The following is a 17,578-nucleotide window of genomic DNA, read 5'->3' on the forward strand; positions in this document are numbered from 1 at the left end:
CTCCTCTCCCCGCTGTCCTGCGCACCGGCCGCACGCACGCCGCCTGCCTGGAAGGCAGGCGGCGGCTCCGCACGGGTGCACACATTCCCGCCGAACAAACGGAAGCAAAGCGGCAAAAGATGCGCCGGGCGGGTGCCGGTTTCGGGGGGCGGCCCGGCGGCCGGCCGGTCCGAGCCGATCAGGGCCGGAACGGGGACGGTCCGAGTAAGATCTTTGGACATGTCGATCCCCGATGAGCTGCTCGTCGACATCGCCGCCAGGGTGGAGTCGGAGCAGAGCAATCAGATGTCCCTCACCGTGGTCGTCCGAGGTGCTGTCGTCACCGGCCGGCTGGCTCCCGAAAAGGTGTGGCGACAGCGCGTGGCCGAGGTGCTGGAGGAATCGCAGCAGCTGGGCACCTTCGCCGCCCTCTTCAGTGCGGAGGGCCATGCTTCGGCCGGCCGCGACGGGGCCCCGCCCGACGGCGACGCGGCCCCCACCCACCTGCACTTCCACCTCGCGCGGATTCTGCAGGGCAGCGTGGGCATCCCCGAGACGGGGGGCATGTACCGCGTCGCCATCAAGGACGTGGGCGCCTGGACGGTGGGGGACTTCAGCTACTCCGATCACTGAGCCCGCGAAGGGGTGGCGGGCGGCGGCGCATCGCCGTCGCCCGTGCCCCACGCGGAAGGCTCCGGCCCGGTCGTGAAGGACAGCGTGCCGCCGCGGCGGATGTCGTCCGTCGTCAGCCAGGTACGGGACAGGCCGGCGCCGCCGAGCGAGGCCGACTGCACGTACCGGTCGGTGTCGCTCGTCCCGGTGGCGGTCACGGTGAAGCGGCCCCGCGGGTAGTACGCCCGGTCGAGGGTCAGCTCCACCCTGTCGAAGACCGGCGTGGACAGGCCCCAGGTGTCGGTCCCGGGGAAGACCGGGAACACGCCGATGGCCGAGAGCACCATCCAGGAGGACATGGTGCCCAGGTCGTCGTTGCCGGTGACGCCGTCCGGCCCGTCGGTGAAGAGTCCGAGCGCCGCGTGCACCACGTCGGTGGTCTTCCACGGCGTGCCGGTGGACAGGTAGGTGTACGGCGCTATCAGGTCGGGCTCGTTCTGCGGGTTGTACTTGTCCGCGTTGTAGTAGTCGTACGGGCCGTTGACCCACACCTCGCGGGCGGTCTTCGCGGGGTCCTTCAGCAGCTGGTCGTGGGCGAAGAAGGAGTCGAGGCGCCGCTCGGTCGCGTCGCGGCCGCCGATCAGCGACATCATGCCCGGCAGGTCCTGCGGCACCAGCCACATGTACTGCCAGGCCGTGCCCTCGTGGAAGCCCACGCTCTTGGCCGGATCGGCGGGACCGGTGAACTTCCCCGCGGCGTCACGGGCGCGGAAGAAGCCGGTGTCCGGGTCGAAGACGTCGCGGTAGTGCTGTGCGCGCTTCGCGTAGCGCGCGGCGTCGGCGGAGTGCCCCAGGTCCTTCGCCATGCCCGCCAGCGCGGCGTCGGCGAGCGCGTACTCCAGGGTGGCGGAGGCGCCGTGCTCGAAGTCGGAGTCGCCGGGCTTCTTCGCGTGGTCCGGCTGGTACGGCACGAAGCCGTTCTTCAGGTACTCCGCGTTGCCCATCCGCCCGGAGTAGGGCGAATCGGTCGGCGGCACCCCGTCCGCGTTCTTCTTCAGCGCCCGGTACGCCTCCTCCTCGTGGCCCTTCAGCAGGCCCTGCCGGTAGGCGTTGGTGAGGAAGGGGGTGACCGGATCGCCGGTCATGATGTTGGTCTCGGCCGTGCCGTAGCCCCACTTGGGCAGCCAGCCGCCCTGCTTGTCCACGTCCAGCAGCGACAGCGCCATGTCGCGGGACTCGCGCGGCGCGACCAGGGCGAGCAGCTGGGCCTGGGTGCGGTAGGTGTCCCACAGTGACCAGTTCTGGTAGTACGTGTGGCCCTTCGCGCGGTGCACCTTCCGGTCCCAGCCGGTGTAGCGGCCGTCCACGTCCTGGCCGGTGTTGGGGTGCAGCAGCGCCCGGTAGAGCGAGGAGTAGAAGACCCGCCGCTGTTCCTGGCTGCCGCCGCTCACCCGCACCTTGGCCAGCCGCTCCTGCCAGGCACGGCGCGCCGCGGCGCGGGCCTCGTCGAATGAACCGCGGCCCTCGGCTGCGAGGTTGCGGGCCGCGCCCCGCTGGTCGACGTACGAGATCGCGGTGGTGGCCTCGACGTCCCGGTCGCCGCCGCGGGTGTCGAAGCGTACGTACGCGCCGCGCCGGCCGCCGCCCTCGGAGGACCGGCTGCCGGCCGTCACCGTGTCGCCGCTCCAGGTACCGGCGGACGTGAACGGCCGGTCGAAGCGGGTAAGGGTGTACACCGTGTACGGCTCGGTGTCCTGGCAGAAGCCCCGGCCGGTGATGGCGGCGGCGACGGTGCGGTCGTCGAGGATCCGTACGCTGCTGTCGGTCACCTTGTGCAGGGCCTGCCCGGTGTTCAGCAGGACGTTGGCCTTGTCGGTGGCGGGGAAGGTGTAGCGCTGCTTGCCGGTGTGCCGGGTGGCGGTCAGCTCGGCGCCGGTCCCGCCGTAGCCGTCGAGCGTCACCTTGTACGAGCCGGGGCTCGCGCTCTCCTTCTCGTGGTCGAAGGGCGCGGCGTAGGCCGCGTTGTCGGTGCTGGTGATGTCCCCGGTCGTGGGCATGACGGGCAGATCGCCGCCCAGGCCGCAGCCGACGCCCGAGAGGTGCACGGCGGAGAAGCCGCGGATGCTCTTCTCGTCCCAGTCGTAGCCGGTGCTGTGCCCGGTGTCCGGTGAGAGCTGGACCATGCCGAACGGGACGGCGGCGCCGGGGAAGGTGTTGCCCTCGTTGCGGGTGCCGATGAACGGGTTGACCAGGCCGGTGAGGTCCTCGGCCGCGCCGGGCGGGGCCTGCGGCGCCGCGGTGGCGGGCGGCGTGGCGCACAGAAGGCCCGCGCAGACCACCGTCACGAGCGGTCCGGCGAGGCGCCGAACGCGTGGGGCACGTATCACTTACAGCCTCCGTACGAGGGTAGACAACGTTGTCAGGAACGGCCTTTACAGCGTTGTCATGCCCACCGTCGATGTCAATACCGCGGACCCGCCGGCGCCCGTGTCTCACCCGGCCGGGCGCGCACGGGCGCCATGTGACGCGGTCTCATCCCGCCTGCGGTGACCGAGCGTTGCGCGGACGGAACCCTGGACACCCCTCATGAGGCTGTGCTGTCATTCCGACGGCCCCCTCTTCCAACGTTGTACAAGCTCGGTGACGAGCTGCCCCCGTTCTCGGCAATGGAGGAACCATGCGCACCAGACGCCTGGGCAGACAGCTGGCGTTACTGCTCACCACGGCCCTCGGCGTCACCGGCCTCGCCGCGGTCCCGTCCGCGTCGGCCGCCGGAGACCCGGCCGAACCCCAAGGCCTCAAGGGCGAGTACTTCACCCAGTCCGCGCCCGGAGCCTTCGACTTCCACGAGCTCAAGGCCACCGGCTTCGACCCGGCCATCGACTTCGACAACCTGGAGCCCCGGCTCCAGTCCGCCACCGGGCAGGCCGACGACGTCAGCATCCGGTGGACCGGCAAGGTGGTCCCCGAGAAAACCGGCCCCACCACCTTCTCGATCACCGGTGACAACGGCTTCCGGCTGTGGGTGGACGGCAAGCTCGCCATCGACCACTGGACCGACGACTGGGACAAGGAACAGACCTCCCAGCCCGTCGAGTTGACCGCGGGCAAGGCCTACGACATCAAGGTCGAGTACTTCGAGCACTACGGCGGGTCCAACCTCCACCTGCGGTGGACCGAACCCGGCCAGGCCAAGGAGGCCATCCCCTCCTCGGCGTTCCGCCTGCCGGACGGCTACGAGTACAACGGCGCGCTCTCCGCCGACGTGCTGAAGGACGGCCGCACGCTCCGCCTCGACTTCGCCCAGCCGCTCGCGAAGACCCCGGCCGGCCTCACCGGCCACCTGCGGGCCGTCATCGGCGGCGCCGAATGGCCGCTGGGCACGGCGAAGGCCGACCCCGCCGACCCCACGGCCCTGCTGGTCGGCCTCAAGGAGCCGGTCGTCGGCAAGAAGGGCGGCGGCGCGCGCGGCCTCGCCGACGTCCGCTACGACGGCGAGGGCGGCCTGGACGGTACGGACGGTACGGCCGTCGGCGCGTTCTGGGCGAGCGGCCCGAACCATTCCGAGTACGAGCTGCGCACCAAGTGGGCCGACAAGGTGGGGCCGGGCAATGCCCTTCCCGAGTACCCCCGCCCCCAGCTCACCCGCGACAAGTGGCAGAACCTCAACGGCCGTTGGGAGTTCCAGGCCGCCGAGTCCGGCGAGCAGCCGCCGGTCGGCAAGCGGCTCGACGAGAAGATCCTCGTGCCCTACCCGGTCGAGTCCCAGCTCTCCGGCATCGAACGCCACGAGGACCGGACGTGGTACCGCCGCACCTTCACCGTCCCCAGGAACTGGGACGTCGGTGACGGCAAGCGGCTGCGCCTGAACTTCGGCGCCGTCGACTGGCAGTCCGAGGTGTACGTCAACGGCAAGAAGGTCGCCGCGCACAAGGGCGGTTACGACAAGTTCAGCGCCGACGTCACCGACGCGCTGAAGCCCGGCCGTACCCAGGAGCTGATCGTCGGCGTCTACGACCCGACCGACGCCAAGAACGGTGAGAACCCGCCGGTCGGCAAGCAGCGGCTGGACCCCAGCGGCATCTGGTACACCCCGTCCTCCGGCATCTGGCAGACGGTGTGGATGGAGCCCGTCGCCGCCGACCACGCCGACTCGCTCAAGACCGTCCCGGACGTCAAGAACGGGCAGGTCACCGTCGAGCCGAAGGGGGTGCGCGACGGCGTGCCGGTCACGGCCGCCGCGTACGCGGGCAAGAAGAAGGTCGCCGAGGTGAGCGGCCGTACCGGTACGCCGCTCAAGCTGAAGATCACCAAGCCGCACCTGTGGTCGCCGGACGACCCGTTCCTCTACGACCTCAAGGTCAAGGTCGGCAGCGACCGCGTCGGCAGCTACTTCGGCATGCGTTCCATCGGCGTCGAGAAGGTCAACGGCACCCCGCGCACCGTCCTCAACGGCAAGCCCACCTTCCTGATGGCCACGCTCGACCAGGGCTTCTGGCCGGACGGCCTGCACACCGCGCCCACCGACGAGGCCCTCGCGTACGACCTGAAGATGCACAAGGCGATGGGCTTCAACTCCGTGCGCAAGCACATCAAGGTGGAGCCCGACCGCTGGTTCTACTGGGCCGACAAGCTGGGCCTGATGGTCTGGCAGGACATGCCCGCCATGACCGCGGGCGTGAACCCGAATGCCGCCTCCCGCGCCGAGTACGAGCGGGAGATGAAGGAGATGATCGACGAGCACATCAGCAGCCCGTCGGTCGTCATGTGGGTCACCTTCAACGAGGGCTGGGGCCAGTACGACATCGGCCGCGTCGCCGAGCAGGCCAAGGCCTGGGACCCGACGCGCCTGGTGAACAACCAGTCGGGCCTCAACCTCGGGGCCGACGGCAACGCCGGCGACATCATGGACGAGCACGGTTACCCGAGCCCGGCCCTGCCGCCGCACCCCGACGGCGAACGTGCCCTGGTCGCCGGCGAGTACGGCGGTCTCGGACTCGCGGTGCCGGGCCACGCCTGGTCGGTTCAGCAGTCCTACGTGGACGTCGACCCCACGACGTACACCGACGACTACCTGACCAAGCTCGACGAGGTGCACAAGCTCGCCTGCAAGGGCGGTAACGGCGCCGTCTACACGCAGATCTCGGACGTCGAGGGCGAGCTCAACGGCCTGCTGACGTACGACCGCAAGGTCGTCAAGCCGGATGTGAAGCGGCTGAAGGCGGCCCACGAGGCGCTGATCCACGACGCGTCGCAGGCCGTCCCGGCGGGCTGCCAGGCGTCCTGATCCACCGGCGTCACCGGGCGACCGCGGCCCAGGGTGCTCCGGCCCGTCCTCCGTGCAGCAGAATCGGGGGGCGGGCCGGGGGACCGGGCCGCGGTCCATCTCTTTTCACCTGTCGCCGGAAGGAAACTCGTGCGGGTCAGCCTCAAGGACGTCGCCGCGCATGCGGGCGTGTCGATCAAGACCGTCTCCAACGTGGTGAACAACTACCGGCACGTCACTCCGGAGATGCGCGACCGCGTGCAGCGGGCCATCGACGAGCTGGGGTACCGGCCCAACCTGACCGCACGCCATCTGCGCAAGGGCCGCACCGGCATGATCGCCCTCGCGCTGCCCGAACTGGGCAACCCCTACTTCGCCGAGCTCGCCGCCGCGGTCATCGACGCCGCGGCCGAGCACGACTACATCGTGCTCCTGGACCACACCGGCGGCCGGCGCGCACAAGAGGTCCTGGTCAGCCAGGGTTTCCGGGCCCGGGTGATCGACGGCCTGATCCTCAGCCCCATCGAGCTGGAGGCGGAGGACCTCCGCGACCGGACCGAGAACGTGCCGTTCGTCCTCCTCGGCGAACGCCACTACGACCTGCCGTACGACCACATCGCCATCGACAACGTCGCCGCCGCGCGGCTGGCCGTCCGCCATCTGACCGGGCTGGGGCGGCGCGAGGTGGCCTTCATCGGCGCCCGCCGCGGCAACAGCAGGCCGGCCGAGCTGCGCGTACGGGGCTGGCGCGAGGAGCTGACCGCCGCGGGCCTGTCGAGCGACGAAGGCCTGGTCGCCACCACCGACGGCTGGGGCCACGCGGACGGCGCGGCGGCCATGCACCGCATCCTGGAGACCGGGCGGCGCCCGGACGCCGTGTTCGCCTACAACGACCCGGTGGCGATCGGCGCGATGCGTGCCCTGTCCGAGCACGGACTGCGAGTGCCCGAGGACGTCGCCGTGGTGGGCTTCGACGACGTGGAGGAGGGCCGCTTCGGCACGGTCACCCTCACCTCCGTCTCCCCGGACAAGGAGGCCATCGCCCGGCTCGCGGTCCAGTCGGTACTGGCCCGGCTGAGCGGCGAGGCGCCCGAGCCCCGGCGCGTCTGGGCGGACTACCGGCTGATCGAACGCGAGAGCACACTGGGGCGCCCGGCCCCCCACTGAACTCCGACCCCACCGAACGGGCCCGCCAGCCGTGCGTACGGCCCGCGCGCAGCCGTCGCAGCGGCTGCGTCCCCTGACGCGCGGCCGGGCCGTCGAGCCCCGTAAGCGCCGTTCACTTTCGACACGGAAAACGTTACGGGCTTCCGCGGCCGGAAAAAGCCTTTCCTTCTTAGGGTTCCATAAATTGCGCGTGAGGTGATTTCTTAGGGTTGCTGGGGAATCGTAGGACCGCTCACGCGGAATTTATTACGCCGCCCACTCAGTATTTACCGAGGTAATTGACATGAATTGCGGCCGCCGCGGAGAAGGCGCTCGCGGAGCGCTACGGACCCCTACGGACCGACGGACTCCCGGGCGAGCAGGTCCTCCTGCGTCCGGGGGCGGTGCAGGACCAGGAGGGCCTGGTCGTCCTGGGGGGCGCTGCCGCTGTGCCGGCTCACGTCGCGGGCCAGGAAGTCCAGGACGGCCGCCGGCTCCGGCGGATAGCCGGTCTGGCGCAGGTAGGACCGCACCATGGCCGGGACGCGGTCCGCCGGGTCGTAGAAGACGCCGGCCCGGTCGCGGGCCTCGGTGACCCCGTCGGTGAAGCACAGCAGCATCGCCCCGGGCGGAAAGTCGTACGTCTCCACCGGCGACCGCCACGCGCCCAGCGCGGTGATGCCCAGCGGTGGCGCCTCTTCCGCCGGCTCCAGCACGCGCGCCTGCCCGTCCGCCTGCAGCAGCAGGGGAGCGGGATGGCCGCGGTTGACCAGCTGCACCCGGTCCAGGTCCGCGGTGAACTGGACGATCAGGGCGGTGGTGAACCCCTCCGTCTCGTCCAGCCCCTCCCTGCGCTGCCCCTCGCGCAGCAGTGCCTCCTCCATGCACTGCACCAGAGCGGGCAGGTCGGCCGAGTGGTCGGCGGCGTACCGGAACGCGCCGATGTCGATGCTCACCGCGGTCACGGCGGCCAGCCCCTTGCCGCGTACGTCGCCGACCATGGCCCGGACCCCGTACGGCGTGTCCTGCACGACGAACAGATCGCCGCCGATCAGCGCCATGTCCTCGGCCGGTACGTAGCGGGCGGCGATCCGCAGGGCGCCCAGCCGGCTCGGCGGCCTGGGCAGCACCGCGCGCTGCGCCACCTCCGCCGCGTACCGCGCCCGGCTCGCGCTGACGTGCTGGGAGTGCAGGGAGCGGTTCAGTCCGATGGCCAGTGCGGTGACGGCCGCAAGGGTGACCTGGTTGGCGACGCCGCGCTGCCAGCCGAAGGTGTCGCCCACGTAGGCCAGCGCCGCGTGCACCACCATCGCCAGGAGGCCGGTGCACAGGATGCCGGGCGGCCGGAGGAGTGTCACCGCCGCCACCGGCGCCACGGCCAGCAGGGGAGCGGAGGACACGGAGGGAGGCGTCAGCAGGTCCACCACCGCGGCGAGCACGATCACCAGGGCGGGGATCCACCGACGTGTGTGCGACCAGGCCATGAACTTGCTCACCAGGCCATTTTGCCCTCCAGGTACGCACCCGGCAGCTCACGGCGCGGCGACGGACCGGTCACCGTATTCTTTCCTCGGTAACGCGTGTCACCGGAGAACTGTTGTTCCCCCGCACCTCACGAGAAAGGCTCGTGATGCCGCTGCACACCGCGATCGCCTCGAAGCTGCACCTGCTGGAAGATCTGCCCAAAGGTTTCGACGGCCCCTTGACCCCGGAGCAGGAAGCGCGACTCGCGCAGTTCCACGAAGCGCCCGACTACACGCCGCCCGCGGCGGAAGTGGAGCCGGTAACCCTTCCCGGACGGCACGGGGAAGTGCCGGCGCGCGTCTATTCCGCCGCCGGTTCCACGCCCGTTTCCGACCGCTGCTTCGTCTGGGTGCACGGGGGCGGCTGGGTGTTCGGCGACCTCGACATGGCCGAGGCCGACTGGACGGCGCGCGAGCTGGTGGCGCGGAGCGGCGCCATGGTGGTGAGCGTCGACTACCGCAAGGCCGTCGACGGCACCGCCTACCCGGTGCCGCTGGACGACGTCGCCGACGCGCTCGCCTGGGTACGGGACCACCGCCGCGAGCTCGGCGCGGGGACCGTGGACGGGTCGTTGTCCGTCGGCGGGGCCAGCGCCGGAGCCAACCTCGTCGCCGGTGCCGTGCTCCGGCTGCGGGACGAGGCGGGGTGGGTCCCCGCGCACGTGGTGCTCGCCTACCCGGCCGTCCATGCGGTGCTCCCGGCACCGTCCTCGCAGCTCACCGAGTTGATGGCCGGTGTCCCGAGCGCCGCCAGGCTCCGGGATGACTTCGCGCGGGTCTTCGAGAACTACCTCGGCGGCCCGCTCAGCACCGCCGACGGATACGCGGCGCCCGCCCTGGCGGACCTCCGGGACTTCCCGCCCACCACCGTCCTCAACGCGGAGTACGACGACCTCCGCCCGTCGGGCGAGGCCTTCACCGCCGCACTGGCCACGGCCGGCACCGACGTCGGCCAGGTACTCGTACGGGGCACCCTGCACGGCTTCCTGACCCGCCCCGGCACCGAGGAACCCACGGACCTCGCACTGGAGGTGATGGCACACCACCTGACGACGGACCGGACACCCCGCCCCCGCTGAAGCCCGGCCCGTACGTCGCCATCGGCACGTCACTCCAGCCCCGTGATCTGCCTTCGTGAGTTCAGCCCCAGCTTGTTCAGGATGTGCTCCACATGCGCGTCCGCCGTCCGCTTGGAGACGACGAGCCGCTCCGCGATCTCCTTGTTGGTCAGCCCCTCCGCGACGAGCGCGGCCACCTGCCGCTCCCGGTTCGTGAGCTCGCCGGGACGCCCGGTGCCCGCGCGGTCCCGCCCTCGTGGAACCGCCGCAACGGGCGCGTCCGGCACCCCGAGGGCGGCGTCCGCCACGGGGGGCTCCACCGCGGCGCCGGCCGGCGGGCCCGGAAGCACGTCCCGCTCCTCCACCGCGTACGCCACCGCTTCCGCGAGGTCCAGCGCCGCCCCGCGCGCGTGATGGTCCGCGTACGCGGCGGAGCCCAGCGCGGTACGCGCCGTGGCCACTGCCGCGTCGTGCTCCGCGATCAGCTCCGGCACGTTGAACAGCCACGCGCCGCCGATCCTGACCCAGACCGTCTCGGCGGCACCCAGCAGCCAGGCGGCCCGCTCACACCGCTCCGACCGGGCCGCCGACCAGGCCAGCAGTTCCATGGCGATGGCCGCGCCGAGCCGATCGTCCACGGCCAGCTTCAGGGCCAGCGCCTCGAGGCCGAGCCGGTCGCGCTCCTCGGCCCGGGACTCGTCGTGCGACATCCACAGCGCCAACTGCCGGTACAGCAGGCAGTAGCTGCGCGTCCAGCACTCACCGGTGGCCGTCTCCAGCGCGTCCAGTGCCTCCCCGGACACCTCCCACGCCCGCGCGACATCGCCGACCAGGGCCGCACCGAACGTCTGGATGAAACAGGTGATGGCCAGCCCGTCGCCGTCGCCGAGCTGACGGAAGCCGCTGCGCGCCGCGTCGAAGTCGCGGTTCGCCTCGTCCAGCCGCCCGCTGAGCAGCCGCAGGGTGCCGCGGAACTCGATCGCGTACACCGCACCGCGCCGGTCGCCGATCCGCTCGGCCATCGCCAGCGACTCCATGACGTACGGCTCGGCGTCGTCGTGCCGGCCCAGGACCGTCAGGATCCAGGTGAGGCGGTGCAGCGCCTCGACCCGCTCCGGGCAGTCGTGTGCCACCTTCGCCAGGCCGTGCTCCAGCCAGCGGGCGCCCTCCCGCAGCCGCCCAGTCATGATCCAGTGCGTCCACAGCCGGGTGGCCAGGTCCAGGCCGCGCAGGGTCAGCTCGGGGACGTCGGTGCCGGTGCCGTACTCCAGGGCGACCCGGAAGTCCTGGAGCCTGCGGGCGATGGCCGTCAGGTGCTCCGCCTGCCGGTCGCTGTGGAAGGGGCGGTCGGCGCGCTCCGCGAGCGCCGCGAAGTAGTCGAAGTGCGCGCGGCGGTACGCGTCCCCCTCCCCACTGGCGGCCATCCGCTCGGCGCCGTACTCGCGGAGGGTGTCCAGCAGCCGGTAGCGTGCCCGGTCCGCCTCGACGCGCAGCACCACCGACTTGTCGACCAGTCCGATGAGCTGCTCCAGCACCTCCTCGGCGGGCAGTTCACCGCCCCCGCACACGGTCTCGGCGGCCTCGGCGTCGAACTCCCCGGCGAACACCGTCAGCCGCCGCCACAGCACCCGCTCCTGCGGGGTGCACAGGTCGTGGCTCCAGTCGATGACGTCCCGCAGCGTCCTGTGCCGGGGCACGGCCCCGCGACGGCCGCCGGTCAACGCCTGGAACCGGTGCTCCAGCCGGGCCGCCAGGTCGCCCAGCGGCAGCACCCGCAGCCGTACCACGGCCAGTTCGATCGCCAGCGGCATCCCGTCCAGCCGGCGGCAGACGGAGGTCACGTCCTCGCGGTTGGCTTCGGTGAGGGCGAAGCCGGGCACCACGGCGGCGGCCCGCTCGGCGAACAGCTGCACCGCCTCCCGGTCGGTGGGCAGCGGAGCGATCGCATAGGCGAACTCGCCCGGTACGTCCAGGGGTTGGCGGCTCGTGGCCAGCACCGTGACCCCGGGCGCCATCCGCAGTAGGAGATCGGCAAGCATGGCGCACGCGTCCAGCAGATGCTCACAGGTGTCGAGGACGAGCAGCATCCGCTTGGGTGCGAGGTAGCCGACGAGGAGGCCGACCGGGTCGCGTTCGCCCTGCTCGGTGAGGCCGAGCGCGGCGGCCACCGTGTGCGGCAGCAGCACCGGATCGCGCAGCGACGACAGCTCGACGAAGCAGGCGCGGTCGGGAAAGCGCGGCAGCGCGGCGCGGGTGGCCCGCAGCGCGAGCCGCGTCTTGCCCACCCCGCCGGGGCCGGTGAGCGACACCAGCCGCCCTTTGTCGAACAGCGCGCCGATTTCCCGGAGTTCCTGTTCGCGTCCGATGAATCCAGTGACTTCGAGGGGCAGCCCGCCGGTCTGCTCTCTGACGTGTCCCAGCACCATCCTGTGCTCGCCCCTCCGCCTGTTCTGCGCCGGAGTGGGATTACCTACGCTACGCCTCGGCAGCTCACCGATGTGGTTCCTGACCGAGTGGTCTCGACCGTGTGGTTCCCCGCCGCGTGGTGGCCGCGACCGGCCCTCGCGCGGCGTCTCGACACACGGGCGGAGGTGAGCGGTTCGGAGTCGGGTTCGGGGAGGCCGCGTCGCCTCCGGAGCGGAAGAGCTGGGGCATGACCGGGACCGTCTCGCTGGCAGCACCTGGAGCGAGTCCACCTTAGCCACCCGCCGTCGCGCGGCGCGTGCATACGGCGAATCACGGTGCTGGTCAGGTGTCGCGCAGCAGCCAGGCCAGGCAGCGCCGCCGGAACTCCGGTTCCTCACCTAGCCGGCTCAGCCACTCCGCCCGTGTGCCCGGGTGGGCCACGGCATCCGGTACGTGGCGGCCTGCTGCCCCTTGGGCCGGATCAGCACGTGCAAGCCGGGGCAGCGGCCGACGAGTTCGGTCAGGGGCTCGGCGCAGGCCTCGGCGAGGTGCTCACAGGTGTCCACGACCAGCAGCGCCCGCGTATCGCCCAGCGCTCCGGCCGGCGCCTGGAGGGCGGCCGGCCGCCGGACGTGTCCCCCAGGAGGGCCGTGGCCAGCCGGTCCGCCGGCAGCTTCGCATCGTGCAGCCGGGCCGGGTCGGCCCGCCCCACCGCTTCCCACCGTCCGGGCCGCATGCGGCGGGCCGGTTCGGTGACGAGCGCGGTCTTGCCCACTCCGCCGGGCCCCGACACGGTGACCAGCCGTTCGGTCCGCAGCAGTCGCCCCATCTCCGTCAGTGCCGTGTCCCGGCCGATCAGGTCGTTCGCCTCCCGGTCGCTCGCCCCCGACATGGCTTCCTCCAGCAGTGTTCCGCCCGCGCGCCACCCATGTCCGCGAGTGCGCCCCACTCTGCGCCGTGCCACCGGGCCGGACATCGGTGACCGGCCGGGATCGGTATACGTCGGTACACCGAACTCCCCGGGCCGGCCGGTGACCCGACCGGTGGCCCCGGTGGGATCACCTTCGTCGCACCGCCTGCGAAGATGATCAACTGCGGGAGACACCGAGACGTACCCGGCCGCCACGGCGCGTACGGGACAGGGGAGGGCGGAGGACGTGCGCACGAGGCTGCGGGACCGGGTGCGGTACTGGTTCGACGGCACGATGGACCGCGGCACACCGGCCCTCATCGGCTGGCTGGCGCTCGCTTCGGTGGTCCTGGTCGCCCTGGTGTCCGGTCTGGTGGTGGCCCTCACCGACGAGGACACCGAGAAGAACGGCGGCTGGGCGGGCGTCGCCTGGATGAGCCTGCTGCGAACCCTCGACCCGGGCACGATGGGCGGCGACACCGGCCGGCCGGTGTTCCTGATCCTCATGCTGGCGGTGACGATCGGCGGCATCTTCATCGTCAGTGCGCTCATCGGCGTCCTGACCACGGGTCTTGAGGACCGGATACGCGAGCTGCGCAAGGGCAAGGGACGCCTTGTCGAGCGCGGCCACACCATCGTGCTCGGCTGGTCGGAGCAGGTGTTCACGGTGATCGCGGAGCTGGTGGAGGCCAATCAGAGCGAGCGGCGCTCCTGCGTCGTGATCCTGGCCGACCGCGACAAGGTCGACATGGAGGACGAGATCCGGCGCCGGATCCCGCGCACCGGCCGGACCCGGGTGATCTGCCGTTCCGGCAGCCCGCTCCGGCGGGAGGACCTGGAGCTGGTCAGCCCCGACTCCGCCAAGTCGATCATGGTGCTGCCGCCGGTCGGGGACGACGGCGACATCGACGTCATCAAGATGCTGTTGCTGCTGAGCAGCCGGGAGTGGCGGGGGCGGCTGCCGAACGTGGTGGCCGCGGTGCAGAGTTCGGAGAACCTGGCGGCGGCCCGGCTGGCCGCCGGCCGGACGGCGCTGGTGATCGACGCCGACGACATCGCCGTACGGCTGATCGTGCAGTCCCACCGGCAGGCGGGGCTGTCCGCCGTCTTCAACGAACTGCTCAGCTTCGTCGGCAACGAGATCTACCCGTGGCACGAGCCCTCCCTCGTCGGCTCGGCCTTCGGCGACACCCTCGACCGGTTCGGCCTCGGCATACCGATCGGCCTGCGCAGGGACGGTGACATGCTGGTCAACCCGCCGATGGACACCGTCATCGCGGCGGGCGACCGGCTGCTGATGGTCGCGGAGGACGACCTGCTGATCCGGCTCTCGGGAGCCCGGCCCGAGATCGTCCCGTCCGCGATCGCGGCGGCCTCGGCCCCCCCTTCCGTACCGGACCGCACGCTCGTCATCGGCTGGAACTCCCGCGCCCCGAAGATCATCAGCCTGCTGGACCGCCTCGTGGAACCGGGGTCCGTGGTCGACATAGCCGCCGCCCGGCGCCCACCGGAGGGCCTGTGGCGGGACCGGCTGGAGAACCTGACGGTGGGGTACCAGCACTGCGTGCCGACCCGCAGGTCCTCGCTGGAGGCCGTCGGCATCGACAGCTACCGCCATGTCGTCGTGCTGACGGACGACGGGATCGACCCCGGACGCGCCGACGACCACACCCTGGTGACCCTGCTCCACCTGCGGGACATCGAAGTGCGGCTGGGCGATCCGTACTCCATCGTCACCGAGATGAATGACGACGCCAACCGCGAGGTCGCCCAGGTCACCGAGGCCGACGACTTCATCGTCTCCACCAAGGTGATCAGCCTGCTGCTCACCCAGCTCACCGAGAACCGCCATCTGTACGCGGTGTTCGCCGACCTCTTCGATCCCGAGGGCTCGGAGATCTACCTCAAGCCCGCCGCCGACTACCTCGTCCCCGGGGCGCGGGCGAACTTCGCCACGGTCATCGAGGCGGCCCGCCGGCGCGGCGAGACGGCCATCGGCTACCGCCTCGCCCGCCACAGCGACGAGCCGCCCACGTACGGCGTGCGGCTCAACCCCGACAAGGCCGCACCGCTGAGCCTGGGGGAGGAGGACGCCATCGTCGTCCTCGCCGAGCAGTAGGCCGGCCGGCCCGGTACGCCGCGCGGTGGACCAGTAACCCGATACCCGGTCAGGGGCTGCCGTCGGGCCGTTCCCGCGTCGGAACCGGCGGTGCGGGCTGTGCGAGCGGCTCAGGCGGTGCGGACGGTGTGTCGTCCGTCTTCATCGCCTTGGCCTCGCTCTTGAGGATGCGCAGTGACTTCCCCAACGAGCGGGCGGCGTCCGGGAGTTTCTTGGCGCCGAACAGCAGGATGAACATCACTGCCACGATCAGCAGATGCCACGGCTCCAGTCCGTTGCGCAACATTCCGCTCACCTTCCTCGTGTCGACGGTGGGCCCGCCCCGGGTGTGCCCCCTGGGGAAGCGCCCGATCTTTTAGTTGCTACATTGCGCAACTGTACAACTGTTGGTGGGGCCGGCCGTGCCGCTCGCCCTGCCGCGGGAACCAGACGGGTGAGGGCGCAGACATGACGACAAGCCATCGGACGGCAGCACCGCGCCACGGTGGCGCACGGTCCGCCGCCCGCAGCCGGCGGCGGAAGCGCGGCTGGGCACGGCGCACGCTCGTCATCGCGCTCTCCCTGCTGATGCTCGCGGCGGCCGGGGTGGGCTGGCTCTACCTCAAGCTCGGCGGCGACATCTCCGCCTTCGACGCGGACGGGCTGTCCAGCGACCGGCCGGACGCATCGTCCAAGGGGCAGAACGTCCTGGTCATCGGCTCGGACGCGCGGACCGGCAACAACCAGGCGCTGGGCGGCGGGAAGAAGGGGGACATCGGCCGGTCCGACACGGCCTTCCTGCTGCATGTGTACGCCGACCACAAGCACGCCCTCGCGGTGTCGGTACCGCGCGACGCGCTCGTGGACATACCGGCCTGCCGGCTGCCGGACGGCTCATGGACCGCGCCGCGGCACCACGCCATGTTCAACTCGGCGTTCTCCGTCGGCGAGACCGCGCAGGGCAACCCCGCGTGCACCCAGAACACCGTCGAGAAGCTCACCGGCGTACGCGTCGACCACACCGTCGTCGTCGACTTCCAGGGCTTCGCCGCGTTGACGGAGGTCGTCGGCGGGGTGCGGGTGTGTCTGCCGCAGGACGTGTACGAGAAGGACCTCAACCCGCATCGCGCCGAGCGTGGCAAGCGGATCTTCGCCAAGGGCGAGCAGGACGTCTCCGGGCAGCGGGCGCTGGACTACGTACGCCTGCGGCACGGCATCGGTGACGGCTCCGACATCGGCCGCATCAAACGGCAACAGGCGTTCGTCGCCGCCCTCCTCAAGAAGGTGAAGAGCGACGGGCTCACCCCCGGCAAGCTGCTGCCGCTCACGGACGCCGCGGTCGGGGCGATGACCGTCGACCCGGGTCTGGACTCGGCCGACAAGCTGCTCTCCTTCGTGCTCTCGCTGAAGGACATCGACCTGCGGAACACGAAGTTCGTCACGGTGCCCTGGCGGTACGAGGGCGCGCGGGTGGCGATCGTCGAGCCGGACGCGCACGCGCTGTGGGCGGCGCTCCGGGAGGACCGGACGATCGACGGCGAGGACGCCGGCGGCAAGAGCACAGGTTCCTCGTCGCCCTCGTCCTCGTCCTCGCCGGAACCGGTGTCCGGCGCGGGTGTCGAGGTGGCCGTCTACAACGGCACCACCGTCCCCGGCCTCGCCGCCCAGGGCGCGCAGGCGCTGAAGGACCACGGGTTCACCGTCACCGGCACGGCCACCGCGAGCAGCCAGGACCTGGCCGCCACCCGCATCCGGTACGGACCCGGGGAGGAGGACCACGCCCGCACCGTCGCGCGCCTCTTCCCCGGCGCGGAACTCCGCTCCGGGAGCGCACCGGGCATCAGTGTGACCCTGGGCCGGTCGTACGCGGACGACCCGTCCGCCGCCTCCGGCGAGTCTTCCGACGTACCCGCGAAGGTGCCGTCCGAGGTGGCCGACGACGCCCGCTCGGCCGCCGACTCGCCCTGCTCCCGGCTCTCCTACGGCTGAGCCGGGGAGCGGCGGCGCTCCCGAAGGTGTGCCCGGGTCCGCCCCGGGCACTGCGCGCCGGGCCGGCCGCAGCACAATGGGCGCATGCGTATCCGAGCGGCCCGGGCCGACGAACTGCCCCTCCTCCAGGACATCGAGCGAGCCGCCGGGCGGTGCTTCCGCGACATCGGCATGCCGGAGATCGCCGACGACGCACCGCCCCCGCTCGCCGTACTCGGCCGTCACCGGCGGGCGGGCCTGGCCCGGGTCGCCGCCGATGGGACCGACACCCCGGTGGGCTATCTCATCGCCTCGCACGTCGACGGCAACCTGCACGTCGACCAGGTCTCGGTGCACCCGGACAGCGCGCGCCAAGGCATCGGCCGTGCTCTGCTCGACCGCCTCACGGAGCACGCGGTGGACCGGAAGGTGCCCGCCCTGACCCTCACCTCCTTCGCCGACGTCCCGTGGAACGCGCCGTACTACGCGCGCTGCGGCTTCCGCATCCTCGACGACGCCGAGATCGGCGCCGGCCTGCGGGAGATCCGGCGCCAGGAGGCCGCCCAGGGCCTGGACCGGTGGCCGCGCGTCTGCATGCGCAGAGACGTCTGA

General features: G+C 71.6%; 12 protein-coding genes. 7 read left to right on the plus strand and 5 right to left on the minus strand.

Annotated features, from left to right (window positions below):
- Nucleotides 1-219 precede the first annotated feature (219 nt).
- Nucleotides 220-612, plus strand: coding sequence for a hypothetical protein (locus ABZ840_RS33305; protein WP_361566303.1), 393 nt, complete (start codon nt 220-222; stop codon nt 610-612).
- On the opposite strand, the gene ABZ840_RS33310 is transcribed toward ABZ840_RS33305, so the two are convergent.
- Nucleotides 606-2,912 (minus strand): GH92 family glycosyl hydrolase, encoded by a 2,307-nt coding sequence (locus ABZ840_RS33310; protein ID WP_361566412.1) that lies wholly within the window; start codon nt 2,910-2,912, stop codon nt 606-608. The genes ABZ840_RS33305 and ABZ840_RS33310 overlap by 7 nt on opposite strands.
- 356 nt (nt 2,913-3,268) lie before the next feature.
- Between ABZ840_RS33310 and ABZ840_RS33315 the strand changes: the two genes are divergently transcribed.
- Both ABZ840_RS33315 and ABZ840_RS33320 read left to right on the plus strand, forming a co-directional pair.
- A complete protein-coding gene (locus ABZ840_RS33315; RefSeq protein WP_361566306.1) occupies nt 3,269-5,878 on the plus strand; it encodes a PA14 domain-containing protein in 2,610 nt (869 codons plus the stop codon).
- A gap of 129 nt (nt 5,879-6,007) precedes the next feature.
- Nucleotides 6,008-7,024, plus strand: coding sequence for a LacI family DNA-binding transcriptional regulator (locus ABZ840_RS33320; RefSeq protein WP_361566309.1), 1,017 nt, complete (start codon nt 6,008-6,010; stop codon nt 7,022-7,024).
- A gap of 332 nt (nt 7,025-7,356) precedes the next feature.
- Here ABZ840_RS33320 and ABZ840_RS33325 read toward each other — a convergent pair whose 3' ends face one another.
- The gene (locus tag ABZ840_RS33325) at nt 7,357-8,487 is read right to left on the minus strand and encodes a PP2C family protein-serine/threonine phosphatase (RefSeq protein ID WP_361566414.1); all 1,131 of its coding nucleotides are present in this window, start codon (nt 8,485-8,487) and stop codon (nt 7,357-7,359) included.
- A gap of 146 nt (nt 8,488-8,633) precedes the next feature.
- Here ABZ840_RS33325 and ABZ840_RS33330 point away from each other — a divergent pair, with 146 nt between their 5' ends.
- The gene (locus tag ABZ840_RS33330) at nt 8,634-9,605 is read left to right on the plus strand and encodes an alpha/beta hydrolase (protein ID WP_361566311.1); all 972 of its coding nucleotides are present in this window, start codon (nt 8,634-8,636) and stop codon (nt 9,603-9,605) included.
- A gap of 29 nt (nt 9,606-9,634) precedes the next feature.
- Here the strand turns inward: ABZ840_RS33330 and ABZ840_RS33335 are convergent, their stop codons facing one another.
- Both ABZ840_RS33335 and ABZ840_RS33340 read right to left on the minus strand, forming a co-directional pair.
- Nucleotides 9,635-12,010 (minus strand): LuxR C-terminal-related transcriptional regulator, encoded by a 2,376-nt coding sequence (locus tag ABZ840_RS33335; RefSeq protein WP_361566314.1) that lies wholly within the window; start codon nt 12,008-12,010, stop codon nt 9,635-9,637.
- Nucleotides 12,011-12,510: 500 nt separating this feature from the next.
- Entirely contained in the window at nt 12,511-12,882 is a 372-nt protein-coding gene (locus ABZ840_RS33340) for a hypothetical protein (protein ID WP_361566316.1), read from the minus strand.
- Nucleotides 12,883-13,147: 265 nt separating this feature from the next.
- Between ABZ840_RS33340 and ABZ840_RS33345 the strand changes: the two genes are divergently transcribed.
- Nucleotides 13,148-15,019 carry a potassium transporter TrkA gene (locus ABZ840_RS33345; RefSeq protein ID WP_361566319.1) on the plus strand — a complete coding sequence of 624 codons (1,872 nt, stop codon included), beginning with the start codon at nt 13,148-13,150 and terminating at the stop codon, nt 15,017-15,019.
- Between the two features lie 49 nt (nt 15,020-15,068).
- Here the strand turns inward: ABZ840_RS33345 and tatA are convergent, their stop codons facing one another.
- Complete coding sequence (gene tatA, locus ABZ840_RS33350) at nt 15,069-15,305, minus strand: Sec-independent protein translocase subunit TatA (RefSeq protein WP_361566322.1); 237 nt, start codon at nt 15,303-15,305, stop codon at nt 15,069-15,071.
- 161 nt (nt 15,306-15,466) lie between these two features.
- On the opposite strand from tatA, the gene ABZ840_RS33355 reads away from it, so the two are divergent.
- Both ABZ840_RS33355 and ABZ840_RS33360 read left to right on the plus strand, forming a co-directional pair.
- Nucleotides 15,467-16,987, plus strand: coding sequence for an LCP family protein (locus ABZ840_RS33355; RefSeq protein ID WP_361566325.1), 1,521 nt, complete (start codon nt 15,467-15,469; stop codon nt 16,985-16,987).
- 84 nt (nt 16,988-17,071) lie between these two features.
- Nucleotides 17,072-17,578, plus strand: coding sequence for a GNAT family N-acetyltransferase (locus ABZ840_RS33360; RefSeq protein ID WP_361566327.1), 507 nt, complete (start codon nt 17,072-17,074; stop codon nt 17,576-17,578).

Origin of the sequence: Streptomyces sp. NPDC047117, assembly GCF_040643545.1 — a bacterium.
GTDB lineage: Bacteria > Actinomycetota > Actinomycetes > Streptomycetales > Streptomycetaceae > Streptomyces.

Bases quoted from the DNA above. Each gene is read 5' to 3' on its own strand.
- ABZ840_RS33305 (WP_361566303.1), top strand. From the start codon at position 220: ATGTCGATCCCCGATGAGCTGCTCGTCGACATCGCCGCCAGGGTGGAG.
- ABZ840_RS33355 (WP_361566325.1), top strand. From the start codon at position 15,467: ATGACGACAAGCCATCGGACGGCAGCACCGCGCCACGGTGGCGCACGG.
- ABZ840_RS33360 (WP_361566327.1), top strand. From the start codon at position 17,072: ATGCGTATCCGAGCGGCCCGGGCCGACGAACTGCCCCTCCTCCAGGAC.
- tatA (WP_361566322.1), bottom strand. From the start codon at position 15,305: ATGTTGCGCAACGGACTGGAGCCGTGGCATCTGCTGATCGTGGCAGTG.
- ABZ840_RS33315 (WP_361566306.1), top strand. From the start codon at position 3,269: ATGCGCACCAGACGCCTGGGCAGACAGCTGGCGTTACTGCTCACCACG.
- ABZ840_RS33335 (WP_361566314.1), bottom strand. From the start codon at position 12,010: ATGGTGCTGGGACACGTCAGAGAGCAGACCGGCGGGCTGCCCCTCGAA.
- ABZ840_RS33330 (WP_361566311.1), top strand. From the start codon at position 8,634: ATGCCGCTGCACACCGCGATCGCCTCGAAGCTGCACCTGCTGGAAGAT.
- ABZ840_RS33340 (WP_361566316.1), bottom strand. From the start codon at position 12,882: ATGTCGGGGGCGAGCGACCGGGAGGCGAACGACCTGATCGGCCGGGAC.
- ABZ840_RS33325 (WP_361566414.1), bottom strand. From the start codon at position 8,487: ATGGCCTGGTCGCACACACGTCGGTGGATCCCCGCCCTGGTGATCGTG.